At 37.9% G+C, this 24436-nt stretch carries 27 protein-coding genes and 1 other RNA gene; 13 read left to right on the top strand and 15 right to left on the bottom strand.

Translation table 11 applies throughout. The features are described 5' to 3' along the window. Positions 1-4 precede the first annotated feature (4 nt). From ASF86_RS00875 to ASF86_RS00895, 5 genes are all read right to left on the bottom strand, one after another. Complete coding sequence (locus tag ASF86_RS00875; protein ID WP_056478549.1) at positions 5-1114, bottom strand: META and DUF4377 domain-containing protein; 1110 nt, start codon at positions 1112-1114, stop codon at positions 5-7. A 169-nt stretch (positions 1115-1283) separates the two neighbouring features. Next, a complete protein-coding gene (locus ASF86_RS00880; RefSeq protein WP_056478551.1) occupies positions 1284-2060 on the bottom strand; it encodes a DODA-type extradiol aromatic ring-opening family dioxygenase in 777 nt (258 codons plus the stop codon). Between the two features lie 116 nt (positions 2061-2176). Then, positions 2177-2656, bottom strand: a complete 480-nt coding sequence (rlmH, locus tag ASF86_RS00885) for a 23S rRNA (pseudouridine(1915)-N(3))-methyltransferase RlmH (RefSeq protein WP_056478553.1) — start codon at positions 2654-2656, stop codon at positions 2177-2179. 304 nt (positions 2657-2960) lie between these two features. Further along, positions 2961-5390, bottom strand: coding sequence for an endopeptidase La (gene lon, locus ASF86_RS00890; RefSeq protein WP_045434518.1), 2430 nt, complete (start codon positions 5388-5390; stop codon positions 2961-2963). A 459-nt stretch (positions 5391-5849) separates the two neighbouring features. Next, positions 5850-6434: a 5-formyltetrahydrofolate cyclo-ligase gene (locus tag ASF86_RS00895; RefSeq protein WP_056478554.1), complete on the bottom strand. Its 585-nt coding sequence runs from the start codon at positions 6432-6434 to the stop codon at positions 5850-5852. 245 nt (positions 6435-6679) lie between these two features. On the opposite strand from ASF86_RS00895, the gene ASF86_RS00900 reads away from it, so the two are divergent. From ASF86_RS00900 to ASF86_RS00905, 3 genes are all read left to right on the top strand, one after another. Beyond that, positions 6680-7024: a hypothetical protein gene (locus ASF86_RS00900; protein WP_056478556.1), complete on the top strand. Its 345-nt coding sequence runs from the start codon at positions 6680-6682 to the stop codon at positions 7022-7024. 115 nt (positions 7025-7139) lie between these two features. Next, the gene (locus tag ASF86_RS18855) at positions 7140-7253 is read left to right on the top strand and encodes a hypothetical protein (protein WP_002117788.1); all 114 of its coding nucleotides are present in this window, start codon (positions 7140-7142) and stop codon (positions 7251-7253) included. Positions 7254-7348: 95 nt separating this feature from the next. Beyond that, the gene (locus tag ASF86_RS00905) at positions 7349-7669 is read left to right on the top strand and encodes a hypothetical protein (protein WP_056478557.1); all 321 of its coding nucleotides are present in this window, start codon (positions 7349-7351) and stop codon (positions 7667-7669) included. Between the two features lie 133 nt (positions 7670-7802). On the opposite strand, the gene ssrS is transcribed toward ASF86_RS00905, so the two are convergent. The 3 genes from ssrS to ASF86_RS00915 form a co-directional block, all read right to left on the bottom strand. After that, a non-coding RNA gene (gene ssrS / locus ASF86_RS18860) (6S RNA) lies at positions 7803-7986 on the bottom strand. A 188-nt stretch (positions 7987-8174) separates the two neighbouring features. Then, entirely contained in the window at positions 8175-8459 is a 285-nt protein-coding gene (locus ASF86_RS00910) for a cell division protein ZapA (protein ID WP_003652859.1), read from the bottom strand. Next, entirely contained in the window at positions 8456-9016 is a 561-nt protein-coding gene (locus ASF86_RS00915) for a hypothetical protein (protein ID WP_005042157.1), read from the bottom strand. Before ASF86_RS00915 ends, ASF86_RS00910 begins: the two co-directional genes overlap by 4 nt. A gap of 64 nt (positions 9017-9080) precedes the next feature. Here ASF86_RS00915 and ASF86_RS00920 point away from each other — a divergent pair, with 64 nt between their 5' ends. The 5 genes from ASF86_RS00920 to ASF86_RS00940 all read left to right on the top strand — a co-directional run bounded on the left by ASF86_RS00920 (position 9081) and on the right by ASF86_RS00940 (position 14024). After that, a complete protein-coding gene (locus ASF86_RS00920; protein ID WP_056478558.1) occupies positions 9081-9710 on the top strand; it encodes a UPF0149 family protein in 630 nt (209 codons plus the stop codon). A 67-nt stretch (positions 9711-9777) separates the two neighbouring features. Continuing rightward, positions 9778-11097: a Xaa-Pro aminopeptidase gene (gene pepP, locus ASF86_RS00925; protein WP_056478559.1), complete on the top strand. Its 1320-nt coding sequence runs from the start codon at positions 9778-9780 to the stop codon at positions 11095-11097. 31 nt (positions 11098-11128) lie between these two features. Continuing rightward, positions 11129-12337: a 2-octaprenyl-6-methoxyphenyl hydroxylase gene (gene ubiH / locus ASF86_RS00930; RefSeq protein ID WP_056478560.1), complete on the top strand. Its 1209-nt coding sequence runs from the start codon at positions 11129-11131 to the stop codon at positions 12335-12337. After that, entirely contained in the window at positions 12334-13566 is a 1233-nt protein-coding gene (locus tag ASF86_RS00935; protein WP_056478561.1) for an FAD-dependent monooxygenase, read from the top strand. The genes ubiH and ASF86_RS00935 overlap by 4 nt, the downstream gene beginning before the upstream one ends. A 206-nt stretch (positions 13567-13772) precedes the next feature. After that, positions 13773-14024 (top strand): hypothetical protein, encoded by a 252-nt coding sequence (locus ASF86_RS00940; protein WP_056478562.1) that lies wholly within the window; start codon positions 13773-13775, stop codon positions 14022-14024. A gap of 61 nt (positions 14025-14085) precedes the next feature. On the opposite strand, the gene ASF86_RS00945 is transcribed toward ASF86_RS00940, so the two are convergent. Next, positions 14086-14487 carry a MerR family transcriptional regulator gene (locus tag ASF86_RS00945; RefSeq protein ID WP_005048318.1) on the bottom strand — a complete coding sequence of 134 codons (402 nt, stop codon included), beginning with the start codon at positions 14485-14487 and terminating at the stop codon, positions 14086-14088. Positions 14488-14552: 65 nt separating this feature from the next. Between ASF86_RS00945 and ASF86_RS00950 the strand changes: the two genes are divergently transcribed. Further along, the gene (locus ASF86_RS00950) at positions 14553-15194 is read left to right on the top strand and encodes a cation transporter (protein WP_056478563.1); all 642 of its coding nucleotides are present in this window, start codon (positions 14553-14555) and stop codon (positions 15192-15194) included. Between the two features lie 56 nt (positions 15195-15250). On the opposite strand, the gene ASF86_RS00955 is transcribed toward ASF86_RS00950, so the two are convergent. Further along, positions 15251-15853 (bottom strand): LysE/ArgO family amino acid transporter, encoded by a 603-nt coding sequence (locus ASF86_RS00955; protein ID WP_056478564.1) that lies wholly within the window; start codon positions 15851-15853, stop codon positions 15251-15253. A gap of 104 nt (positions 15854-15957) precedes the next feature. Here ASF86_RS00955 and ASF86_RS00960 point away from each other — a divergent pair, with 104 nt between their 5' ends. Then, complete coding sequence (locus ASF86_RS00960) at positions 15958-16848, top strand: LysR family transcriptional regulator ArgP (protein ID WP_056478565.1); 891 nt, start codon at positions 15958-15960, stop codon at positions 16846-16848. 3 nt (positions 16849-16851) lie between these two features. On the opposite strand, the gene ASF86_RS00965 is transcribed toward ASF86_RS00960, so the two are convergent. Both ASF86_RS00965 and rsmI read right to left on the bottom strand, forming a co-directional pair. Further along, a complete protein-coding gene (locus tag ASF86_RS00965) occupies positions 16852-17238 on the bottom strand; it encodes a hypothetical protein (RefSeq protein ID WP_017388776.1) in 387 nt (128 codons plus the stop codon). A 90-nt stretch (positions 17239-17328) separates the two neighbouring features. Continuing rightward, positions 17329-18165: a 16S rRNA (cytidine(1402)-2'-O)-methyltransferase gene (gene rsmI, locus ASF86_RS00970; protein WP_005042132.1), complete on the bottom strand. Its 837-nt coding sequence runs from the start codon at positions 18163-18165 to the stop codon at positions 17329-17331. A 210-nt stretch (positions 18166-18375) separates the two neighbouring features. Here rsmI and ASF86_RS00975 point away from each other — a divergent pair, with 210 nt between their 5' ends. From ASF86_RS00975 to ASF86_RS00985, 3 genes are all read left to right on the top strand, one after another. After that, on the top strand, positions 18376-18777 hold the full coding sequence (locus ASF86_RS00975) for a YraN family protein (protein WP_003652834.1): 402 nt from the start codon (positions 18376-18378) through the stop codon (positions 18775-18777). Positions 18778-18854: 77 nt separating this feature from the next. After that, entirely contained in the window at positions 18855-19562 is a 708-nt protein-coding gene (locus tag ASF86_RS00980) for a BON domain-containing protein (protein ID WP_017391659.1), read from the top strand. A 3-nt stretch (positions 19563-19565) separates the two neighbouring features. Further along, positions 19566-20429 (top strand): alpha/beta hydrolase, encoded by an 864-nt coding sequence (locus ASF86_RS00985; RefSeq protein ID WP_004641862.1) that lies wholly within the window; start codon positions 19566-19568, stop codon positions 20427-20429. Positions 20430-20457: 28 nt separating this feature from the next. On the opposite strand, the gene nudC is transcribed toward ASF86_RS00985, so the two are convergent. The 3 genes from nudC to dnaQ all read right to left on the bottom strand — a co-directional run bounded on the left by nudC (position 20458) and on the right by dnaQ (position 24352). After that, a complete protein-coding gene (gene nudC, locus ASF86_RS00990; RefSeq protein ID WP_004641863.1) occupies positions 20458-21201 on the bottom strand; it encodes an NAD(+) diphosphatase in 744 nt (247 codons plus the stop codon). Continuing rightward, positions 21201-22844, bottom strand: a complete 1644-nt coding sequence (locus ASF86_RS00995; protein WP_056478566.1) for a hypothetical protein — start codon at positions 22842-22844, stop codon at positions 21201-21203. The genes nudC and ASF86_RS00995 overlap by 1 nt, the downstream gene beginning before the upstream one ends. A 131-nt stretch (positions 22845-22975) precedes the next feature. Then, positions 22976-24352: a DNA polymerase III subunit epsilon gene (gene dnaQ, locus ASF86_RS01000; protein ID WP_056478567.1), complete on the bottom strand. Its 1377-nt coding sequence runs from the start codon at positions 24350-24352 to the stop codon at positions 22976-22978. Positions 24353-24436: the final 84 nt, after the last annotated feature.

Consider the following 24436-nt stretch of genomic DNA (forward strand, 5'->3'; position numbering starts at 1 on the left):
AAACTTATTTTTTAGGTTTTTTAACTAACTCTTGCTCTACAACCATATCCAACACATCTGCTAGGCTAGATTGGTCTGCTGCTGGATTTTTCACTTCAAAACGTTTTACACGTAAAATTACGCGTTGGTCAGGATTGTGTTCAAAACCTTCAATTTGACCATAATATAATGACCAGTTTTTGTCAGCGTAAGTTTTAACACCTTTGTCATCATATTTAATTTCACGAACTTGCATACATGTTTGTGGTGCTACACCAGTACATGATTTAGTTTGTGGAGCAACTTCTAGGAAAACAGTTTTGCCTTCAGATTGATATTTTGCTTCAGGTGTCATTTTACCTGTGAAAGTATATTTTTGACCTTGCGCATCAACAACAGTTAATGTTGGTTGGTCAATATTTGTTGTATTGAGTTCAAATGGAATCGCACGTTTTTGGAAGAGGCTGCTAGAGAATTGTTCCTGTTTCATTAAAGCAGGTTCACAAGCCATCATCGTTGACATTACGTCAGCCGTTACAATCGTATTATTTTCAACTTTCCAAGTTGTTCCTTGGCGGTTACAACCTGTTGCGATAGATAAACGGTCATTGCTAAAGTTAAGAACGATTGGTTTTTTTGTATTTTCAGGCTGATAAGACCAAGAATAATCTGTTAAAGCTTGAGTATTAACTGCTTTTTGACCTTGGAAAATATGCTTTTGACCAGTTTTATCTGTCACGCTTAAAATCACCTGACCATTATTGTTGCTAATTTCGATTGGTAATTTTGCTTCATTAAAGAGGCTAGTAGAAAGTTGTTCTTGTTTCATCAAGTCATCTTGACAAGCCATCAAAGTTGAAACAAGACTAGAGGTAACAAGTTGGTTACCTTCAACTTTCCAAGTACCACCTTGACCGTTACAACCGGTATTAATATTTAGTTGACCGTCTGCATTAAAATTAAGTACAAGTGGTTTAGAAGCTTTTACATTTTGATAAGTCCAAGCATATTCACCTAAAGTGGTTGCAAGGTTTTGTTGTTGCTCAGATACAATTGGAGCAGGAGTATTAGTAACTGTTTGACACGCCATCAAAGAAAAAGGTAATAACGCAAGAATTAAATATTTAATTTTCATTTAAAAACTTCAAGTAAAAAAACAACAGCAGTAAGCTTAAAACATTCTTAAAAAAAGAAAATGTAAACATTTGATTGTTTCGGTTTTTAAAATGTATAAGTTTGTAAGTTATTCTAATTTTCAACAAAAATAATGGTATACCCCCGAAAAACGGGGTATTTGCTAATAATTAATCAAAACGATAGATATCCATGCCTAGTGAGCCCATTGTGAAGCTGCTGTGAACAATCGTAAAGCGATTGCCTGAACCCATAGCAAAAAACAAAGGCGCAAAATGTTCAAGGGTAGGATGATTACGTTTTACATAAGGCAATGACTGCCATTCCAGTACACCATCATAATCTTGATGGGTAAGTTTATTAACAACAGCATTTCTAAAAGTTGAAGCCCATTCAGGAACTTTAGAGTTGTCTCCTTGCCAAGATAACTCTGCAAGATTATGGGTAATGCTACCTGAACCAATGAGTAGAACTTGTTTGTCACGTAAAGGTGCGAGAGTTTGCCCTATACGATAAATTTCCTGTGCGCTTAAATTGGTTGGCAAAGAAATCTCGACGACAGGAATGTCAGCGTCAGGGTACATATGCAATAGAGGCATCCATACACCATGGTCACGAGGACGGGTGCTATTGGCATGAGCAACAAAATGAGCATCTGCCAGTAGTTTTAAAATTTCTTCGGCGAGCTCTGGCTGCCCAGGTGCGCTGTAGCGAATTTCATATAGCTCTTTAGGAAAGCCGCGGAAGTCATGCCATGTTTCAGGACGAGTCGAAATACACACTTCAAGTGCTTTACTCTCCCAATGCGCAGACATCACAATGATTGCCTTTGGTGTAGGAAGATTTGCACCTAAACGGTGTAGAGCAGGTCCTACTTGTTCCGGGTCAAGTGCAAGCATGGGTGAACCATGTGAAATAAACAGTCCAGGAAGGGTTTGTAGTTCCATTGCATTACACCTGAGTTGAAAAACAGAATAATAGATAGTCATTATGCCAAAATCAGGACATGTTAAAAGTATCCTGATTTCAACGGATTGTTCCTAAAATGAAACGGTTGTTGTTTTTATGCACGGTGATAGGGATGATTATGATTAATAGTCATCGCTCGATATAGTTGTTCAATTAATAAAACACGTACCAAAGGGTGTGGCATTGTTAGTTTTGAGAGTGACCAATGCCATGCCGCTGCTTTACGTACCTGATCTGATAAACCATCTGGGCCACCAATCGCGAGTACTACATCATTACCTTCAAGCATCCACAGTTTCATGGTGTCAGCTAATTTTTCTGTACTGAGTTCTCGACCACCAACTTCTAGGGCAATTAAAGTTTCGTTCGGTTTTAACGCATTTAAAATACTTTCGCCTTCAACTTGGCAATATTTTAAAATATCGGCTTCTGAATCATTCTTACCACGTTTGGCCATAGGAAGTTCAATGACTTGGGTTTGCACAAAAGGTTGGATGCGTTTGAAATAATCTTCAAACCCAGTGAGAACCCAAGCAGGCATTTTTTGACCAATGGTCAGAATACGAATTTTCATATTATCTATTCATTCAAAGCATCTTGCGCATTATACCTGAGGAAAAGATAAGTTCGTGGTAGTAAAATAGGCATAAAAAACGCAGTCCAAAAAACGGTGTTGGACTGCGATCAAATGATCATCTGTCTGGAGTTCAGATGATCATAGAGAATAAAAACAAGGCTATCTATAAAAGAATAGATAACGAAGAGCACTTAATTTAATTAAATACTCTTAATACCTATTATGAGGATGGTTGGATATTTTTCAATCAAATTGTGTAACAAAAAAAAGAGAGCCGAAGCTCTCTTTTTTCACATTTCAATTAGTGACGTGCTGCTTTTGAACCTTCCACCGGTTTTACAATGGGTGTTTTTGGTAAAGGCTTTGGCATCGAAACTAATGCTAAAGGTAAGATGTCATCAATACTTTTTACAGCTTTGATTTCTAAACCTTCTTTAACATTGGCTGGAATTTCTGCCAAATCACGAACATTGTCTTGTGGAATAAATACAAGTTTGATTCCACCGCGGTGTGCTGCAAGAAGTTTTTCTTTTAAGCCACCAATACGCATTGCACGACCACCTAAACTTGTTTCACCAGTCATTGCAATATCTGGACGAATCGCAATACCTGTAAATGCTGATACAAGGGCAGTGGTTAACGCTAAACCAGCAGATGGACCATCTTTTGGTGTCGCACCTTCTGGTAAGTGAACGTGTACATCAGTTTCTTCAAAACGAGAAGCCTCAATACCTAGCTCATCGGCACGTGTACGTACTAAAGTCATTGCTGTGGTAATAGACTCTTTCATGACATCACCGAGTGAACCAGTGGTAATGAATTTACCTTTACCTTTTACAGCTGCAACTTCAATGGTAAGTAACTCACCACCTACAGATGTCCAAGCTAGACCATTTACGCGTCCTACTTGCGCTTCATCTTCTGCAATACCAAAGTCAAACTTGTGTGGACCTAAGTATTCTGGAAGATTGGCAGAGGTAATATCAAGCTGTAAGTTTTTAGACTTTTTGCTTACGGCTTCTTTTACCACTTTACGCGCAATTTTAGACACTTCACGTTCTAAACTACGAACACCAGCTTCACGTGTGTAGCGTTGAACAATGTCACGAATCGCTTCTTCATGAATTGTTAACTCTTTTGCACGTAGACCGTTGTTCTTAATTGCTTTTGGAACAAGGTAGCGTTCAGCAATGTTCACTTTTTCATCTTCGGTATAACCCGGTAGACGAATAACTTCCATACGGTCAAGCAAAGCTTCAGGAATATTCATACTGTTTGCAGTACAGATAAACATCACTTCAGACAGGTCAAGATCAAGATCTAAATAGTGATCGTTGAACTTACTGTTTTGTGATGGATCTAATACTTCAAGCAATGCAGAAGCTGGATCACCACGGTAGTCTTGTGCCATCTTGTCAATTTCGTCGAGTAAGAACAATGGGTTCTTCACGCCAACTTTTGTTAAAGACTGCACGATTTTACCTGGCATCGCACCAATATAAGTACGACGGTGACCACGAATCTCTGCTTCGTCACGTACGCCACCAAGCGCCATACGAACAAATTCACGCCCTGTTGCTTTCGCGACTGACTCACCAAGTGAAGTTTTACCGACACCAGGAGGGCCTACTAAACATAGAATCGGACCTTTGAGTTTTTTAACACGAGACTGAACAGCCAAGTATTCAACAATACGATCTTTAACGTCATCTAAGCCGTAGTGATCTGTATCAAGAATCTCTTGAGCTTTCGCAAGGTTAATACTCACTTTGCTCGCTTTATTCCACGGCGTATCTAAAATTACTTCTAGATAGTTACGTACAACAGCCGCTTCACTAGATGCAGGTTGCATTGCTTTAAGCTTACGGAACTCAGCTTCAGCTTTTTTACGTACGTGTTCAGGTAAATCAGCTTCAGCAAGACGTTTTTCTATTTCAGCAACGTCATCTTCAGCGCCGCCATTCATGTCAGAAAGTTCACGTTGAATGACTTTCATTTTTTCATTTAGAAAGTATTCACGTTGGTTTTTTTCCATTTGGCGTTTTACGCTGTCATGCAAAGTTTGTTCAATTTGCTGTTCTGCAGATTGATTCACCAAGTAGCTCATAAGCTCTTGCAAATGTGCTTCAAACTCATCGTGCTCTAAAAATTTCTGTTTAATTTCAATATTTAGAGGCACACGTGTTGCCACGAAGAACATAAGCTGTAGCAAGTCTTCAATTTTATTAGCAGCTGCAACCAGTTCACGTGCATTACGTAATTTTGCTTCAGCATATTGAGCAAATAAAGTACGTAACTCTTGTAAACGAGTTTCTTGGGTAGCTTTATCTACGTTAATTGTCATTGGACTTAAGCTATGTTCAGCAGTCAAATGGCTATCTTCATCGATAATTTTTTCAAGCTTAGAGCGCTGTAACCCTTCAATCAGTACTTTGATGCAGTTTTCATCATTCTCATGATTTACGACCTGAACAATCTTAGCGACAGTTCCGTACTGATAAAGGTTATCGTGATCAATATCTTCTGTAAGCGAATCTTTTTGCGCAACTACAAATACTAAATTGTCACTGTTACGAGCCACATCAACTGCATTGATCGATTTTTCACGACCCACGAATAACGCAATTTGCATGTGTGGATAGACCACTACATCACGTAACGCTAAAAGTGGTAATACACTTGGAACCTGAGGCTCTAAGTCAGTTTTTTCATTCATAATAAGTTCAGACATGGGCACTCCTAATGAGTGACAACGAGGTTGCCATGTTTTTATAGTGATGTGTATTTTGAAAATTACAAGGGCCTTTCAATAGAAAATGTGGAAAAAATGACTAATTTAGTCAACTTTTTTTAAAAATATTATGAATCAATGAATTAATTCTTAAGAAGAATAAAATTTTGTAGCAAGGATAAGTAATTTAGCTTAATAATTATGAAATATTCATATAATAAAAAATCCGTTTGGGTGGAAAGTAATCAGTTTCTTGTGCTATTTATAAGCAATGTATTGTTAACAATAATGCAAAACTTATTCGATATTGAACACTAAATAGGCGTGTTAATATAAATTGGTAAAGCGGTCTGTCACTTAAAAGTAACCATCCTTAGGGTGGTTACTTTTATGATTTTAGAGGCGTGAAAAGTAAATATTTATTTTAAGTTGTTGAATTTAAATTTTTTTATATAAAGATTATCTTTTAAAATAATAAATATGTTGAGGGGTGAGTAAAGCATCTAAGGGTTGATCCCAACTTTGACGTTTTAAAGTATGCTCAATAAATTGAAATTGATGGGCCACACCCAAACGATAAGGCTTATGTTTTGCACTTGCCAATGTACGGTCATAATAGCCGCCTCCCATACCAATACGCGTACCGTATCGATCACAAGCTAAAAGTGGCATGAGCAATAAATCAAGTTTAGATACATGTTTTCCTCTTGTTGCCATAGGTTCTTTCATACCCAATGGATGATGAGAAAAACGTCGATTTAAATATTGGTTTTTAGATATTTTTACCCAAACTAAATTTTGATTCATAGAACAAATCATAGGTAAGTAAATTTGCTTATTCTTTTTAAAACATAACTTTATGAGAAGGTCGGTATGGATTTCTCCAAAGGCATGTAAATATAAACCAATTTTTTTTGATGAATGAAAAATAGCAAGGGTATTTAGATGATGGAGAACATTAAGCTGAGCTTGTTTTTGCTCCAATTGGGTTAAAGAGCGTCTTTTAGATCTTAAATTTTTTCTAATAAAACTAAGTTCATTCATGTGTAAATCTAACAAAGATTTGAGATCAGTCGAGCAAAATTATACCTATTTTTTTATAGCTTTATGAAAATAGAAGAGTGATTAGAAAATAACTTTAAATTTATTTGGTTAGTTAATTGTCATAAAGTGATGTGAGGTATCTTCTTTAGCGATAAAAAATTCTATTTCTTTACGTATTACCAGTATTTATTTACATTTAATGAGATAAGAATATTTAAAAAGATGAATGCGAAATTGTTAAGCCTATGAAGTTAAAAATTTTAACCATTACAATAAGCACGGTATTACTACTTGGTGGATGCACAAAACAAACAGAACCTGAAGCTGCTGAAGTTGACTATAAAGCTCAATTTGAAGAGTCTGAACGTAAAATTGGAGAGTTTTTAGATCAATTGGATAATCCGAATACACCACAAGAGGTTAAAGTCAAAATCTTGTGCCATGACTATCCTGAGGTTTACAAGACCCAATATATGCCCGCATTAATAAAAATTTCACCAAAACCTTATACCGAAGAAAAATTGTTGTCAGATTTGAAAAGTGCAACTGACTACTACAAGGATGCCTTGGCGATTAGGTGTAATCAATAAATTAATTGATGTTTAAAGTCTCAAAAAATCCGATAAATGTGAATTGATTGGCATTATTGGGTTGTGGTAAATTTCATTTTGTCTTTTATCGGTGATAGTTTAGGGGGTTCTAGATATGGAAATCTTGAAATTCTTACAGAGTTTTAATACGGTCGGTACATACTTAACAATTGCTTCAACCGTTTTAGTGGGTCTGATTATTTATTTTTACGTGATTAATCCTGCGTGATCTTTTAAAAAGAAATAGTAAGAAATTTTCTATTTCTTTTTTTTTAATAATTAAATTCTGTCATTCGTTTTAAACTATAAAAATAGGGTAGGGACATGAAGTTTAGATTATTTCTTCTTGGTTTTTTGGCTTTAAGTTGTCATGCAGACGAAAACGTAAGTGATCCTGAGATTTGTAATGTAGTGAAAAAAGTCGCTCATACAGTCATGGAGGCTCGTCAACAAAAAGTTCCATCTCAAGACTTGCAACACATAGCGAATGGTCTAGAAGATCCTAAAGCAAAACAACTTTATCAGGATTTAATTAATTCGGCTTACTCTGCCAAAGTATTCAAAACCAGTTTCTTTAAAAGAAAAGCAATAGAAGATTTTCAAACAGCTTGGTATGAAGAGTGTCTTAATAGAAATGAAAAATAATATGGTAGAGGTGTAGAGTAAATTAATAGCGTAACAGGGTAATTTAATGTTTAAAAAGGAATTTTAGACTGACAGGTCTGTATGAAAGACTAAATTAAAATAAATATTTTGAATTTTTCTTAAAGTTAAAACTAAATGCTCCGAAGATGCCGCTGCATGTGTCGTTACCCTGAACCCGATGAGTTCAAGGTGGAGGCGACGTATACTTGCTGGGTTTCCTACACGAAGGTAGGCATACACTCTAAATATACAGAACACATCCATAAGTTTAAGTATCGGCAGGGGAATAGACCCGCTGGCGAACATCCCAGAGACAGTTTAAGTATAACCGATCTGACCATGTTGGCAATCACCTAAACCTCTGGAACTGTAAACTTAGTTTGCGTTTGATGAAGCTTTGTACACTAACAAGCATAAAATAATTTTCAATTGTCCTAATAGTCTAAATAAAAAACGCCTTGCATCTATTATTCATAGAGCAAGGCGTTTTTATATGGATAGTTTATTAAACAATTTGTTCAACATCATCCAATATCGTTTGCAGTAAGCGTTCACAGTGAGTGTATTCTTGCAAAGACTTATTAAGGCTCAGTACTTCTTGAGTCAGTTGTAGAGCCACCATAATGACCAGTTTATTGTGCTCAACACGTGGAGCACTACGACGCATCTCATTAAATTTTTCATTGAGAAGTTCTGCTGCACGTTCAAGTTCATCTTTTTTATCTAAAGTAGTCGCGAGTCTAAAGGTCTGCTCAATCAGCCTAAGCTCTACCATGACTTGTTCACTCATGATTGGGTCTCCTCACCAGTTTCAGCATTAGGATGGGCAAGCTGCTGAATTTCTTGAGCATGCTGATCTTGGGCAGTACCTAAAATTCCTAAACGTTGAATAATGGCTTCAACTTTTGATTTAGCAAGCTCATTTTTTTGTAACAAACGATCACGATCTTGTTGTAAATCATGAAGCTCTTGTTGAGTTTGACGCTGGTGGGCTTGTAACTTTTCTTTGGCAACACGTAATTCATTTCGTTCGGCAAGAATTTCTTGAAAACGATTTTTTAAATCAGTCGTACTTTTTTCTAATCGGCTATAACGTTCAGCAAGTGTGTTAGCATCCTGATTCAATTGTTGAAATTGACCTTTTAACTGAGATAGTTGCTCAGTTACCGACTCAATTTCCTCTTGTTTTTTAGTGATAATACTATTTTTTTGCACAACTTGTGCGTGATGCTCTGTTTCAGCCAGTTCTTTAGCTTCTGAGAGTGCCGCATGTTCACTCTCTAAATGATGTAAGCGTGTTTTTAATACGCTAATATGCGTTTGTAGCCGCTGTAATTGTTCTAACATAACGAGGTCGCACAGAATTGCAATCAAAGGTAATATATACAAAGTATAGAGATTGGATAAACGAATGCAAGACGATATTTCAGGCTGGACAGATTGGAACTCTCATTTTGAAGGAATTGAAGAAATTTCAAGCCCTAGTGAGTTACATGGTCTGTTAACAGGTATTGTTTGTGTGACAGAAGCGCCAACGCGTGAAGAATGGTCACAAATTTTAACAACCCTTAATGTGCCGGAGTTAAGTGAAGATGCTTTAGCACTTTTAACTGATGAAGCAGAAGATGTCGTTCACGCTATATCTGATGATGAATTAGATTATTTACCTATGCTTCCTGATGATGAACATACACTTCAAGAGCGTGTACAAGCATTATCAGATTGGTGTGCGGGTGTTGTATTAGGTTTTGGGTTGGCATCGGGTCATATTCGTGATGATGAACGTGAGTTGATTGAGAACCTTCAAGATATTGCAGCGGTCGAATTTGAAGACTCTGATAATGATGAGGAAGGTGAAAGCAGCTACGAAGAATTGTATGAATTTGTACGCTTAATACCTGTAAGCTTGTCTATTGGTAGAAAAAAAATCACTGTAGCTGACAGTTCTTTATTGAAAAACTTTCATGCAAAAATTAAATCTGCTGCTGTAGACACAGAACAAACTATTGTAGAAATGTTTACTCCACATCGCCCAAGCTAATTGAGGCGATGTGTTATTGGTTGTATTTTATTTTTTGACTTTAAAATTCTAAATCAAGTAGATCATTATGAAATTGCCTCAAGCTGATTTTAGACATCGTAGAGACCGTCTGGCAGAAAAAATGGGTCCAAACAGTATTGCAATTATTGCAACGCGTGAGGAAATGTACCGTAATCGTGATGCGGATTATAAATTCCGTGCCGATAGTAGTTTTTTCTATTTGACTGGCTTCGCTGAGCCTGAGGCAGTTGCTGTCATTGAAACCTTCGAGGACGATGACTATAGTTATAGTCTTTTTTGCCGTGAACGTAATCGTGAGATGGAAATCTGGAATGGTTACCGTGCAGGAATTGATGGTGCAATTGAAGATTATGACGCAGATGAAGCATATGCAATTGATTTGCTTGATGAAGAGATTATTGAAAAGTTATTAAATAAAGAGCGTCTTTATTATCGGATTGGGCACAATGCTGCGTTTGATGCACGGGTGAGCCAGTGGATTAAACAAGCAGATGCCGAACACCGACATGAGAGCGCTCCCGCTCAATTGGCACAGCTCGACCGTATTGTTGATGAAATGCGTTTAGTCAAGTCACCACAAGAGCTTGAGCTGATGCAAATTGCTGCAAATATTAGTGCTGAAGCGCATACGCGTGCGATGCAAATGGTACGTCCAGGCATGATGGAATATGCACTTGAAGCCGAGCTGAATTATATATTTGGGCAAAACGGTTGTGTACCGTCTTATAACAGTATTGTAGGCGGTGGTGCTAATGCTTGTATTTTGCACTATGTTGAAAATAATAAGCCATTAAAAGATGGTGATTTAGTCTTGATTGATGCAGCTTGTGAATATGAGTTCTATGCATCGGATATTACCCGTACTTTCCCAGTAAATGGCAAATTTAGTGCTGAACAAAAAGCCTTATATGAAGTTGTACTGGCTTCTCAATATGCAGCTATTGACGCAGTTCGTATTGGCAATTCTTACCGTGAACCTCATGAAGTTGCAGTCAAAATTTTAACTGAAGGTTTAGTTAATTTAGGTTTGCTCAAAGGTGATGTTAACGAACTCATCAAAACCGAAGCATACCGTCAGTTTTATATGCATGGCACAGGTCATTGGTTAGGTATGGATGTACATGATGTTGGATCTTACAAAAAAGGTGAGGACTGGCGTCAATATGAAGAGGGTATGGTTGTTACAGTTGAACCTGGTTTATACATTGCGCTAGATGATGAAACTGTAGATGAAAAATGGCGTGGTATTGGTATTCGTATTGAAGATGATGTGGTCGCAACATCGAAAGGACCACGAGTTTTAACTGCCAATGTGGTTAAAGATATTGCAGATATTGAACATTTAATGGCGCAAGCTAAAGCATAATTAAACGTATTCGCCAAAGGAGCAAAACTCGATGCAACAACAAGTGATTATTGTAGGTGGGGGTATGGTTGGTTTGAGCCTTTCACTCATGCTAGCGAAGGCCAATATTGCAGTAAAGCTATTAGAAGCTGTGAAATACCCAAACTATAATGATCAAAATGTTGCCCCTTACCATTCGAGTTTTGATGCACGTAATACGGCTTTATCGCGTCGTAGCGTACAGATTTATCAGAAGCTAGGGTTGTGGGATGCATTACAGCAACATGCTACTCCAATTTTACAAGTTCACATTACTGAGCAAGGCAGTTTTGGCAAGGCACGTTTAATCGCAGAACAAGAAAAAGTCGAAAGCTTTGGGCAGGTGATTGAAAATGCTTGGCTTGGTCGTGTTCTGTTAACTCAAGTGCGCCAGCAACCTTTGATTGAGTTGATTGATGGCGTACAGGTTACGGCTTTAAATCAAGATGCTGAACAAATACATATTGAAGCTCAGCGTGGTGAGGAAACCTTAAAGCTTGAGTCAAAACTATTGATTGCGGCTGATGGACGTGATTCTTTTTGTCGTCAGGCAATTGGTGTTGGTGTGGATGTTCATGATTATGATCAGGTTGCAATTGTCACTACCGTTCAGACATCGAAACCGCATGAGCATGTTGGTTTTGAGCGTTTTAGTGCATTAGGGCCTTTAGCCTTATTGCCTTTACCGGGTGAATATCGCCGTTCGGTTGTATGGCCTGTAAAAAAAGGCACCGAAAATGAATGGCTGGGCGATGAAAATGACCAACACTTCTTAAGTGCCTTGCAACAAACTTACGGTGACCGAGCGGGTAAATTTGAAAAAACGGGTAAACGTTTCAGCTATCCACTTTCACAAGTGCTTGCACATAAACAAGCTGTAGGTCGCGTTATTTTAATGGGTAATGCAGCGCATACAATTCATCCTGTTGCAGGACAGGGTTTTAATTTATGCCTACGTGATGCAGATGTTTTGGTGCGTTATTTAGTGAACCAGCTAAGCACTTCTGATGATTTGGGTAACCCTGATAATTTACTTGCCTATGAACAAGCTCGTTTATCAGATCAGCAGCGGGTGATTAAGTTCTGTGACACTGTAGTCCGTGGTTTTAGTAACCAAAATCCATTATTAAAATTAATTCGTAATACGGGATTAATTGCATTTGACGTCATTCCAGGTGTAAAACCGTTGGTGGCTAACTATGCAATGGGGTTAAAAGCATGAGTGAAGTGTTGGATGTCGTCATTGTTGGTGGTGGATTGGTTGGTGGTTTAACTGCTTTATTACTTGCGCAAGGTGGCGTACAACCCACAGTGCTTGATGCGGCTCCTGTACTTGATGTTGAGAAAACATTAAGTGTGATGAATCCACGTGTTTTAGCGCTTAGCCAAGCGACCATTCATTTGCTTAAAACGGTAAATGTTTGGGATGATCTTGCGCGTCAAATGCCTTATACGGGCATGCAAGTCTGGAATCTTAATGGTTATGGTGAAATTAATTTTGGCCATGAGTCCATACAAAGACCGATGCCGGAACAAGCGTTAGGTTCTATGGTTGAACCGAGTGTATTAAATGTTGCCATTCAACAAAAAATGTTAGAGCAATTAACAGATTACCGTACCCAAGTGCGTGTTACTCGTATTGAGCAGGGTGTTGGATGTTGGCATATTCAATTGGCAGATGGTACTACGCTTAAAACTAAACTGCTGATTGGTGCAGATGGCGCTAATTCATTTGTACGTGAACAGGCTTTTATTGACCTCGATGTACTGGATTACAAACAAGCAGCCATTAGCTGTGCCATTAAAACTGCAAAACCCCATCATTATGTTGCCCGTCAAATTTTCTTACCTACAGGACCTTTGGCATATTTACCTATGGCAAGTCTTGAAGAAACTGAAAACGGATACTGGCAATCAATTGTCTGGACACTACCAGATGATTATGCCGATGAATATTCAGCTTTAAACGATACTGCGTTTATGCAGCTTTTAACTCAAGAAAGCCAACACATGTTGGGTGAAGTGTTAGACGTTCGTTCCAGAGCACAATTCCCGCTGAAAGCTCGTGCTGCAAAACAATACGTAAAAGCAGGCTTAGCTTTGATTGGTGATGCCGCACATGTGATTCATCCACTTGCTGGACAAGGGGTAAATATTGGCTGTCTTGATGCAGCAGTACTGTGTGACGTGTTGCTTCACGATTTAAGCCGTGGTGTATGGGCACATGAACAAACTTTAATGCGTTATGAGCATCGCCGGAAAGGTCAGAATGATGCAATGATGCATAGTATGTCGGCAATTGGTTGGCTTGAAAGTAGTGAATTATTCCCAATAGTTTGGGCTCGTAATATGGGCCTTAAGCAAGTTGAGCAGATTCCGGTTTTAAAAGATAAATTTATGCAACAAGCAAATGGTTTAGGGGCTTTACAAAGTACCCGCTATAGGCATTAAAATATTTACTGGGCCTATACTCTACTAAGCGAATTAAATGCCAGTAGATATTTTTTGAACAATCATTTATATATCATTACCAATTTGGTCATAAAAGATACGTAATTGACCAAATTGGCTCTTTGCTAAATGCAAAGAGGTTGCTAAATTTCTGAGGTCTTGGGACCATAGCAATGATGCAATAAAATCATTCTGGGGAGTGTGAAATGTCAGATATCAATGATTATGAAGATGCAGAAGATTCTGCTGTAGATGAAGATGAAGCGAAGGCAGCAGAAAGCGGTGCAGCTGATGACGAAGCAGGCAGTATGAGTGATACTGATCTTGCTGAGGCAGAAACGCTGACTGTCACTGCTAAACAGAAACAGCGCCAAGCGCTGGAAGATGAAATCGCTGCATTTTTAGCTCGGGGTGGGAGAATTACCGAAGTTCCTCCTGATGAGCATAGCGACCATTAATCTTAAAAAAAGCATCACATGAGTGGTGCTTTTTTATTTGTATGAATTTACCAAAACAGGTTTAAGGAGAGCTTTGCAGTTCTTTTAAAATCCCACATTCATCTACTGTTCGATTGGTAGAGCAGTGCTGTTTTAAATCAATTAAAGATTCTTTTAAAAGCAATAATCGTTCAATTTTTTCTGATACTTCATTTAAGTATTTATCTACTAAATTATCAATTTTCGTACATGCCTGTTTAGGCTGAGTTTTCATTTCTTTTAACGTTTTAATATCACTGAGTGAAATATCTAATTCACGGCAATGCTTAATAAACAATAGGTCGCCAAGTGTTTGCTCGGTGTAAATACGATAGTTATTTTCTGAACGTTGGATACGATCAAGTACACCTACTTTTTCGTAATAACGGATCGTATCAATTGGGACATCCGCTTTTTTTGATAATTGACCAATAGAAAGACTCATAAGGCTTGACTCTGGAGCTACTCAAGGGTTTTTAATCACTATAAAAGAATTCTTGAGGAAATAAAATGGCTGGATGTGGTTGTGCTTCAACATGTTCTCCTTCAAAGAAAGTGAGTCCACGTTTTAGAAAAGCGTTATGGATTGCTCTTGTGATCAATGCGTTGATGTTTGTGGTAGAAATATTGGGTGGTTATAAGGCTCAATCTGTTTCGCTATGGGCGGATGCATTAGATTTTGCCGGAGATGCAGCAAACTATGCGTTATCGTTAGTTGTTCTTTCGATGAGCTTATATTGGCGTGCAACAGCGGCATTAATGAAAGGAATAACGATGACAGCTTTTGGCGTTTTTGTTATTGCAAAAGTGGTCTGGTCATATTTTCATGGTGTTCCACCTGAACCTATGGTGATGGGGGCAATTGGCGTGATGGCTTTAATTGCGAATGTTTCAGTCGCTCTGATGCTTTATGCGTTCCGTGATGGAGATGCCAATATGCGTTCTGTTTGGTTGTGCAGCAGAAACGATTCTATTGCCAATGTTGCTGTAATCTTAGCGGCGGTTGGGGTATTTGGAACAGGCAGTGTATTTCCCGATTTATTTGTTGCCTTTGTCATTGCCTACTTAGGTGTATCTTCTGGTTATGCTGTTATAAAGCAATCACAGCAAGAAAGAAAACAATCAAAGCTGGTGTTGGGTTCTCAAGCATAATCTTGAGCGCATAAAAAGTACCATTTAAACATGGTACTTTTTACTGTTTGAATGCATTAGATGAGAAGCGATATTGCGATACTCCACATAACAATACCGATAATGAAATCTAAAACTTTCCATGCTCTAGGATTGATAAATAATGGTTTTAATAATCTTGCGCCATAGCCCAAACTGAAAAAGAAAATCCAAGAGGCAACAATGCTGCCCAAAGCAAAACTAATTTTGTCTTCTAGCTGGGTTGCCACTGAACCAATCAGAACAATGGTATCCAAATAGACATGTGGGTTGAGCCAAGTAAAGGCAAGACAGGTCACTAGTGCTTGAGTTAGAGTCTGTTTTTGACCGCTACCAAGCTCCATGCTTTGGGTGGCCTTAAATGCAGCGTAGAATGCTTTCGCACCGTAGACGAATAAAAACGTTGCTCCTAAATATTTAGCAACTGTAATTAAGATCGGTGATGCTGTCATGATTTCGGCAAAGCCTAATACACCAAAAGCGATTAGGATCGAGTCGGAAAGCGCACAAATTAAACATAGCCAAAACACATATTGCTGTTTAAGGCCTTGTTTTAAAACAAAAGCATTTTGAGCGCCAATTGCTACAATTAGACCACTACCAATACCGAAACCTTTAAAAAATATACTAAGAGAGAACATAACAGTAAGGTGAAAAATCAGATGTGGGAATTATCTGACTTTTTATTAAGAAATAAGTAAAATTAAGAATATTTAGGTTTGGCTAAGAAAAATTTAGGTTTGATATGTTAGATAGCAAACAATGTGAAGCCTTTCTTGCAGTAGCAGAAGTGGGAAGTTTTGATGCGGCAGGTGAGCATTTATATATTACTCCCTCGGCAGTATCCTTACGCGTGCAGGCTTTAGAAAAGTATTTAGGCCAAATTTTAATTATACGTGGTCGTCCATGTGTACTCACTCAAGCAGGGCAAACTTTATTGCAGCATTTACGTCATACACGATTAATGGAGCAAAACTTATTACAAGGTTTGATGGGTAAATCATCTGAATCAGAGTTCTATAAAATTGCTCTGGCTTCAAATGCGGATTCATTAGCTACTTGGTTACTACCTACTATTCAGCAAACGCTTTTTAAAGAGAAAATAGTATTAGAACTAAAAATTGATGATCAATCTCACACGCATACTTTATTGGAAACAGGACAAGTCAACGCCTGTATCTCGGCAGAAGAGCAGGTTATGTCAGGCTGTTTAGCTCAACCACTCGGAAAAATGCGTTATAAAATGTTGGCTTCGGCTGAATTTGCTGCTGATTGGTTTAAACATGGCGTAATCCGAGAAACTTTAAGAAATGCACCAGCTGTCATTTTTAACCATAAAGATCTAATGCATTCAGAGTTATTGCTGAAATATTATGGGTTGCCTTTGCAGAGCTATCCTTACAGTTTTATTCCAGCTACAGATGCCTTTGTGAAAGCGATTCAATTGGGTTTAGGATATGGCATGGTTCCTGAACTACAGGTGCAATCTTTGTTAACCAATGGAACTTTAGTGGATGTTATACCCGAAGCTGAGCTCGACATTCCATTATATTGGCACCATTGGAAAAGGCAGTCTAAACAGTTGGATGCACTGACGGAGACTATTGTGGAGTCAGCGAAACACATATTGAGATAGTCTTTACATCTTTCTTCTTAAATGAAGATTTGAAATATGCTGAATATAAAACTCTATATCTTGTTCTGAGTAACCTAAAAGCTGTCCAACTCTTCGTTCAAGCTCTATGCATTTTTCAAAATTAGTTTCTTTAAATAAAGTTTCAATACATATTATTAGTTCATTTAAATTTGCTAAAGCTGCATCTTTATAGATCAGCATAATTGAAAAGGGTAAAGGCAGAGAGGTTTCAATATCTTTACTCAGTATAGATAAAGTACCTTGTTCTAGATGCCTTAAAAACTCGACAGGTAATAGATCGTAAAACAAAGCAATCGGTTTCTCGCCTGAAAGTAATAATTCTAGCTCTTGCCCTTCATGAGGGCCAAGTTTCCCAAGCTGTTCAGTCATATCAATACTCTTATTCTTATATTTTATTATGCAAAATTAACAGATGGTGACGACACTGGCTGTCTGTCATCACCATACTTAATTAAAAAATTAAGATTGTGTTAACTCCAGCGCACGTTGATAAGCGATTTTTTTCTTAATCCCTGTTAAATCGGCAGCAAGTTGAGACGCTGCTTTAACAGATAAGTCTTGGAGTAAGCGCTTTAAAAGCTCGTCTAGTTTTTCTTGCTCTAGATCTGTTTTTGCAGCTGCACCACCCACAACGACTACAATTTCACCTTTTTCTTGGTTATGGTCATTTTCAATGAAGCTGACCAAATCTTTTAATGTCATTTTTTTGATGGTTTCAAAGGTTTTAGTAATTTCACGTGCAAACCCTACAGGTCGATCTTCACCAAATACCTGAGCCATATCTTTAACAGACTCTAAAATACGATGAGGTGCTTCATAGAAAATTAAGGTCTGTGTTTCATTTTTGAGTTTTTCTAATTGAGAAATACGTTGTGAAGCTCGAGATGGCAGAAAGCCTTCAAAGCTAAAGCGGTCACTCGGTAAGCCTACCGCACTTAAAGCAGCAATCGCAGCACATGCACCCGGCACAGGAACGACTCTAATACCATGCTCTTGAGCAGCACGAACTAATTTAAACCCCGGATCACTAATGAGCGGTGTACCTGCATCACTAATTAAAGCAACGCTATCGCCAGCAAGTAGTTTTTGAACTAACTGCTCAATTTTATTGCTTTCATTGTGATCATGACATGCAGTAAGTTGAGTCGATATATTATAGTGTTTAAATAATTGTGCTGATTGGCGAGTATCTTCGGCAGCTACAATAGAAACTGATTTTAAAATATCAATTGCACGGAAAGTCATATCATCTAAGTGCCCGATTGGGGTGGCTACAACAAATAACTGAGCACTCATTTGGTTTTACTCCGTACAGATAAACAATTTTAATGGGGTAGTTTACCCGAAATTATGATTTGGGCGTGAACAATGTCTGCTAGCTTGATCTTTTCGAAAATGATCTGATTTTCATTTGTTCAATTCAGATCTGAAATAGCAGATGAATTTAAGAAAATAACTTACGCATAAAAACATGTAGAGCTACTTTTTAATTTGGGGGGAGTAAAAATGTTATTAGCACAGCAGTTGGGGAAATGGGCAGAGCAAACTGCGTTAAACCTTTTACAAGCACAAAACTATGTGTGGGTCACAAGTAATTACCATTCACGCCGTGGCGAAGTTGATTTAATCGTCAAAAGAGGGCAAGAGCTAGTTTTTGTTGAAGTAAAAGCACGCACTATAGGAAATTATGGGCAAGCTTGTGAAATGGTAACGTGGACAAAACAGAAGAAAATTATCAAAACTGCGATGCGTTTTTTACAGCGCTATCCATCTTATCAGGATTTTTATTGTCGTTTTGATGTGATTTGTTTTGATTTTCCACAGAAAATTGCAAAAACAGTACAGCATGACTTTTCAAAATTCCATTATGATCTGCAATGGATCGAAAATGCATTTACTTTGGATTAAGAGTTCATTACTCTTTTGAGCAAATTTAAGTCTGATGCTTTATGATCAAGCCAAGAAATTGATAGGAGTCTGGTGGAGTGTTAAAACGTATTGCTGTAACAATGCTTTGTGTCGCAAGTTTATCAGGTTGCGCAAGTTTTATTTCTGGTGGAACAGGCACAGCTCCAGTGGGCACAGATAGTGGTGTCCGCAGTCTAGGCCAAGTATTCATTGACTCTTCAATTAAACGTACAGCCAATATCAACATTTATAAACTTGATCAACGTTTCAAGCAGTCACGTATTAATATCGAAAGCTTCCATAGTACAGTTTTATTAACTGGCCAAGTGCCAGACCCGTACTTGAAACAATTGGCAGAAGACAACCTTAAAGCCATGAGTGATGTGAAAGCTGTACATAACTATATTACGGTGGGTAACAAAGTCAGCTATAACACCATCATGCAAGATGCAGGTGTAACAGCAAATACGCGTGCTCTTTTAATGAAAGCACCTGTAGTTTCTGATAGTAAGGTTCTGGTACATACCGAAGACGGCGTACTTTATGTAATGGGACGTTTAAATACAGCTGAAATTAATGATTTAAATAACGTCTTACAAAACGTCGGTAACGTTACCAAAATTGTCACTTTAATTGATAACGTTGATTTGGCGCCTGCACCAGCTGCAAGTACGGGTAGTGCAACAACTACACCGATTATTAATAACGTCATTGCTCAACCAACAGTTCAAACACCTGTTGCAATTGATCCTGACCAAACAGATCCTGCTTCGACTGCACAGTAATATATGAATCTGATTGAACAACTACAAAGCAAAATTGAACAGGCGCGAACTCTTTATAAAGAGTTCCGCCTGTATGATTTGGGGAGTTTTGCTTTAAACCGTTTTACACCAAAAGATGGTTTTGAACAGGTTCCAAATGTTCGTTATGGCCTAAAGCCTCGCCACCGTTTGGATGTTTACCGATCTGTTAAAAAGCTAACTCATCAGCCTCTCATTGTTTTTGTGCATGGCGGGGCTTGGCAACATGGTAATAAACGAGATTATCTTTTTATTGGTGAGACATTTGCCAAAGAAGGTTATGACGTTGCTGTTATTAACTACCAGTTAGCACCTAAAAATATTTTCCCAAGCTTTGTTGATGACTTAACTCAAGCATTGAATTATTTACATCAAAACCAAGGGAAATTGGAAATTTCTACAGAAAATATTGTACTTATGGGGCATTCGGCAGGGGCATTTAATGTGATGTCTGCTGTTTATCACCCTGATTCAACTAAAATTGAGTGTTTAGGGAAAATTAAGGCAATAATCGGTTTAGCTGGCCCATATCATTTTGACTATAAAGGTGATCCACTGGCCGAAGATGCTTTTGATCAAAGCACCTCTTATAAAGAAGTCATGCCATATTATTTCGTTAATCAAAATAATATTAAACATTACCTTTTGATGGCTGAAAATGATCAGATTGTAAAAAAACACAATACTTTAGATATGGATCAAGCGCTTAGAGAGAAGGGTAATCACAGCCATATCGCCGTGATTCCTAAAACTGGACATATTACAATTTTGGCCAGCCTTTCTAGTTTTATTAGTCATTATTTCAGGACTAAAAGAACTATTTTACATTTTCTTGAAGAAGTGTTTTAAACGAGAATATCGTTTAAAACACAACAGATTACCCAGCTTGGGTAATCTGCATAATCATTGAATGAGCAATACTACCTTTAAATGGAATTTCAGGTAATTGATCAATTTTGAAGAATTGTGCATCTGCAATTTCTTCTTCTTGCAGCTTAATTTCACCAGACTCATATTCTGCTCGAAACGCAACCATAAGGTTACTCGGGAAAGGCCAAGGCTGACTTGACATATATTGAACATTTTTGAGTCTTAGGCCTACTTCCTCAAAAGCTTCACGTTGTACCGCTTCTTCAAGAGTTTCACCAACTTCAACAAAACCTGCAATCAAACCATACATATTGGTTTTATTGTGGACTGACTTCGCCAGTAAGATTTCATCATCACCTCGAGTAATGACGGTAATAATGCATGGGTTTACACGAGGATATTGGTGATAGCGACAAGATGGGCACACCATTGCATATTCAGTTGGATGAACTTCTGTCGGGTGTCCGCAGTGACTACAAAACTTATGGTTGCGTCGCCATTCAAGTAACTGTACAGCACGGCTCGCTTGCAAAAACTGTTCTTTCGACCAACTTGTAATGAGTTGGCGAATTGGAACCAGTTGTAAGCCTTCTGGTATAGCTTCCTCGGCAAGCAAGTCACGTGCAATGACCTGCTCATCATGAGTGAAAAGTAAATCACTTGCTAACTTTTCGACTTTGGGTAGTTGAAGGTTTTGATCAACTAGTAATTGTTGATGATGGAAAATATAAGCAAGTGATAATTCAGACATTAAGCTGCCTTTTTTTGAAGTTGTTGACTACTCGACAATGCTACATTAAACATGGATTGTAGAACAGGTTGTTTATTTTTTAAATTGTCAACCAACATGTCAAGGCCTGCTAATACGTTAAAAATACAGTGAATTTGGTCTGTATTAAACGGCTGGTTTTGTTCAAGTTGTTGTTGAACAAATTGAGCAGTTTGAAGTAAAGCATCTTGTTGAATTGTACTTCCTAGAAATTCGGCTGCGCCAGCTAGCTCTTTTAATGAACCTGCAATTGCTTCAATATTTTGTGTCTGATCATTTGCATACAACGTAAGACTCTGACAAATAAAATCAATTAAATTTTTTGTCTCGGTGAGTAAGGCTTGATGTGCCTCATCAAGGCGATCTAAAGAAATATTTGTATTGTTCACATTAAGCTGTAAACGACTAGACGTATATTGGCGTACCAAAATACCAATTGAGTTCATGGCAGACAAAATGCTGTCCATAAGCTGTTGGGCATAGTTTTCATTACTTAGTATGTTGAGCTGACTTAAACTATTTGCCTGTTGAGATAGTTCAGATGCAGCTTCATCAAGATTAAGCAGTTTAAATGTATAGGCTAATTGCAAAAGACTCGTTTGTAATTGTTGTGCTTTTTCAGTCGACATATTTTGATAGTTATATTCAATATCATTACGCACTTTGTTCATTTCGTTCAAGATTAATTGGCTGACTGTGTGCATGGTGTCAAAGTCAGGCCCATAAAGATGACGGCTTAAAACGAGCAATTGAGTGTCTGTAGGTATTTCTTCACCGATATGGAGTTGGTTGCGAATATGGTGAGCAACCTCATCTTCTTGAGCGATAACTATACTTAAAATATCTGCAAGTGCAGCCAAATCAGGCTTAAAAGTTTCAGGACTTGTTAAGAACTGACCAATATAACTTTCAATATTAATGAGTACACGTAGGCGTGAATCATTTAAAAGCAGGTTATCAATATGGCCGAAAGCATAATTTACGAGTTGCCAATATTGTTGGCTTGGCTGATGGTTTGCCATGCTGACCAAATAGGTCCCAATAAGTTTAAAAGCTTGAAAATTATGATTAGCTTCTGTCTTGTTTAAAAATTGATGTAGAGATAGCTTATAGAGTTGATGAATAAATTGAGTTTTTTCATTAATCAATACTTCTGGTAATGGGAGTTCAAGCGCACTATTTGCAAGTAAAGAAGCAATCGCTTGTCCAGAAGATGTTAGTGGTTTATTTAAAGCTAATTCTAAATTGTTTAAGGTATTAAGAAGAAACTGAGGTACTTGTAATTCACGCAAACAGATAAACTCAATATACCGTTTTACCATGGTCGTGCCTTCACTCAGTGCAACGACATCATTGGTGTTAATTTGTGTTGGCTTCGCAATAATTTTTTGCATCAGCTCAGTTGAATATTGAGTGATTTTTGCAAGATAGGGGATATCAATTAAACGGAGGACTTGAGTGCATTGCTTAAATTGTTCTAATGCATCATCAATACCGAAAGGGAGTGTTTGCTCTTCAATTAAAGTACTTACTGCGCCTTCAACCAGTTTTATTGAACGATCAATTTCATGTTTAATGATGAGTAAAGCTGTTGGATCGAAATGAATCGAAGTATGCTCAGACATAAACGTTCCCCTTTGCAAAAAAAATCAATTGTTATATTCGTAGTGCTCGGTAATTTGAGCTAAAAATCTATGTGACTAATATAACTTAACTTACAAAGGGGAAAAGCTAAAAACGCTAAAGAATCAAAAATTTATTTTGCAAAAAGGCAAGGTTCTCCATGTTTTTTCTCAAATTCTTTGACCCAAGTCTCATGTGTATTTAGCTCTTCTTCGGAAGGAAGAATAACTGGTAGTTCAATTTGAACTCTGGTTTTATTTGCTGTGTTCAGGCTATTTTCACTTTGAGATAAGGCATCTATATCAAAAGAAACCTGCCCACCTGTCATTGCTAGGTAAACATCTGAAAGAATTTCAGCATCGAGTAATGCACCGTGGAAAGTACGGTCACGTGCTGGAATTTCATAACGTCTTACAAGGGCGTCAAGCGAGTTTTTTTGTCCGGGATGTTTGCTTTTCGCTAAAGCTAAAGTATCTGTTACCTCGCATACTTCAGAAAGCGCAGGAAGGCCTGCGCGTCTAAACTCCATATCAAGGAAGTTCATATCGAAGGTCGCGTTGTGGGCAATAATCTCTGCGCCTTTTAGATAATCAAAGAGCGTATCGGCAATGTCTGCATAGAGCGGTTTATCTTTTAAGAAATTATCACTGATACCATGGATATTTTCTGAGTCGCCCACTGGTTTTTGCGGGTTAATATAAATATGAATTGAGCTACCGGTGAGTTTCCGGTTAATCATTTCAATGGCGCCGACTTCAATAATGCGGTCACCATCTTGGAAATAGAAACCAGTGGTTTCTGTATCAAGAATCAGTTGTCGAGGTCCTTGTAATTGTAATTTGGCTTCGGTCACAACAATTTGAGGATGAATATTATTAATTGGTTGTTTACTTTCTGGCTCAGCAGCTTCAACTTCAATAACTTCTTCTTCCACAATAATCATCTCAACTTCTTCGGACTGTTCAAGATCAATATTATCTTCTTCGGTTACTTCTGCCATATCAAACCCAAAAGGGTCATCGAGTAACCAATCCTCTTCAGGCTTTTTTATATCTTGCAGGGCAGTTGCTTGAACTGTTTTTTTTTGCAGGGCAGTTTGATCAGCTCCAATATTTGCAAGCTCATCGGCCATTTCGTTGCCTGCATGTCCAGCATGGCCTTTAATCCAATGCCATTCAATATTTCGACCAGCACAAACGGCATCTAATTTTTGCCAAAGGTCAGGATTTTTTACATCCTTCCAGTTTTTCTTTTTCCAGCCATGAATCCATTCAGTAATCCCTTGCTTCACATAATTTGAATCTGTCCAGATAATTAAATGAGCATTGGTTGGGCAAAATGCAACGCCTTCAATCGCAGCAGTGAGCTCCATGCGGTTATTGGTTGTATCCGGTTCACCGCCAAATAATTTATGTTCACCCTGCTCGGTAATGACATATGCGCCCCAACCACCTAAACCTGGATTGCCACGACATGCACCATCAACATACAGTGTGATTGTTTGAGACATAAATCGAAACCTAAACTAAAAGAAAAAGAACTGAATATGGTGTATTGTATACGCAAAAAGTTCGGTTCCATCGTAACAAAGCAA

The organism is Acinetobacter sp. Leaf130, assembly GCF_001423205.1.
Taxonomy (GTDB): domain Bacteria; phylum Pseudomonadota; class Gammaproteobacteria; order Pseudomonadales; family Moraxellaceae; genus Acinetobacter; species Acinetobacter calcoaceticus.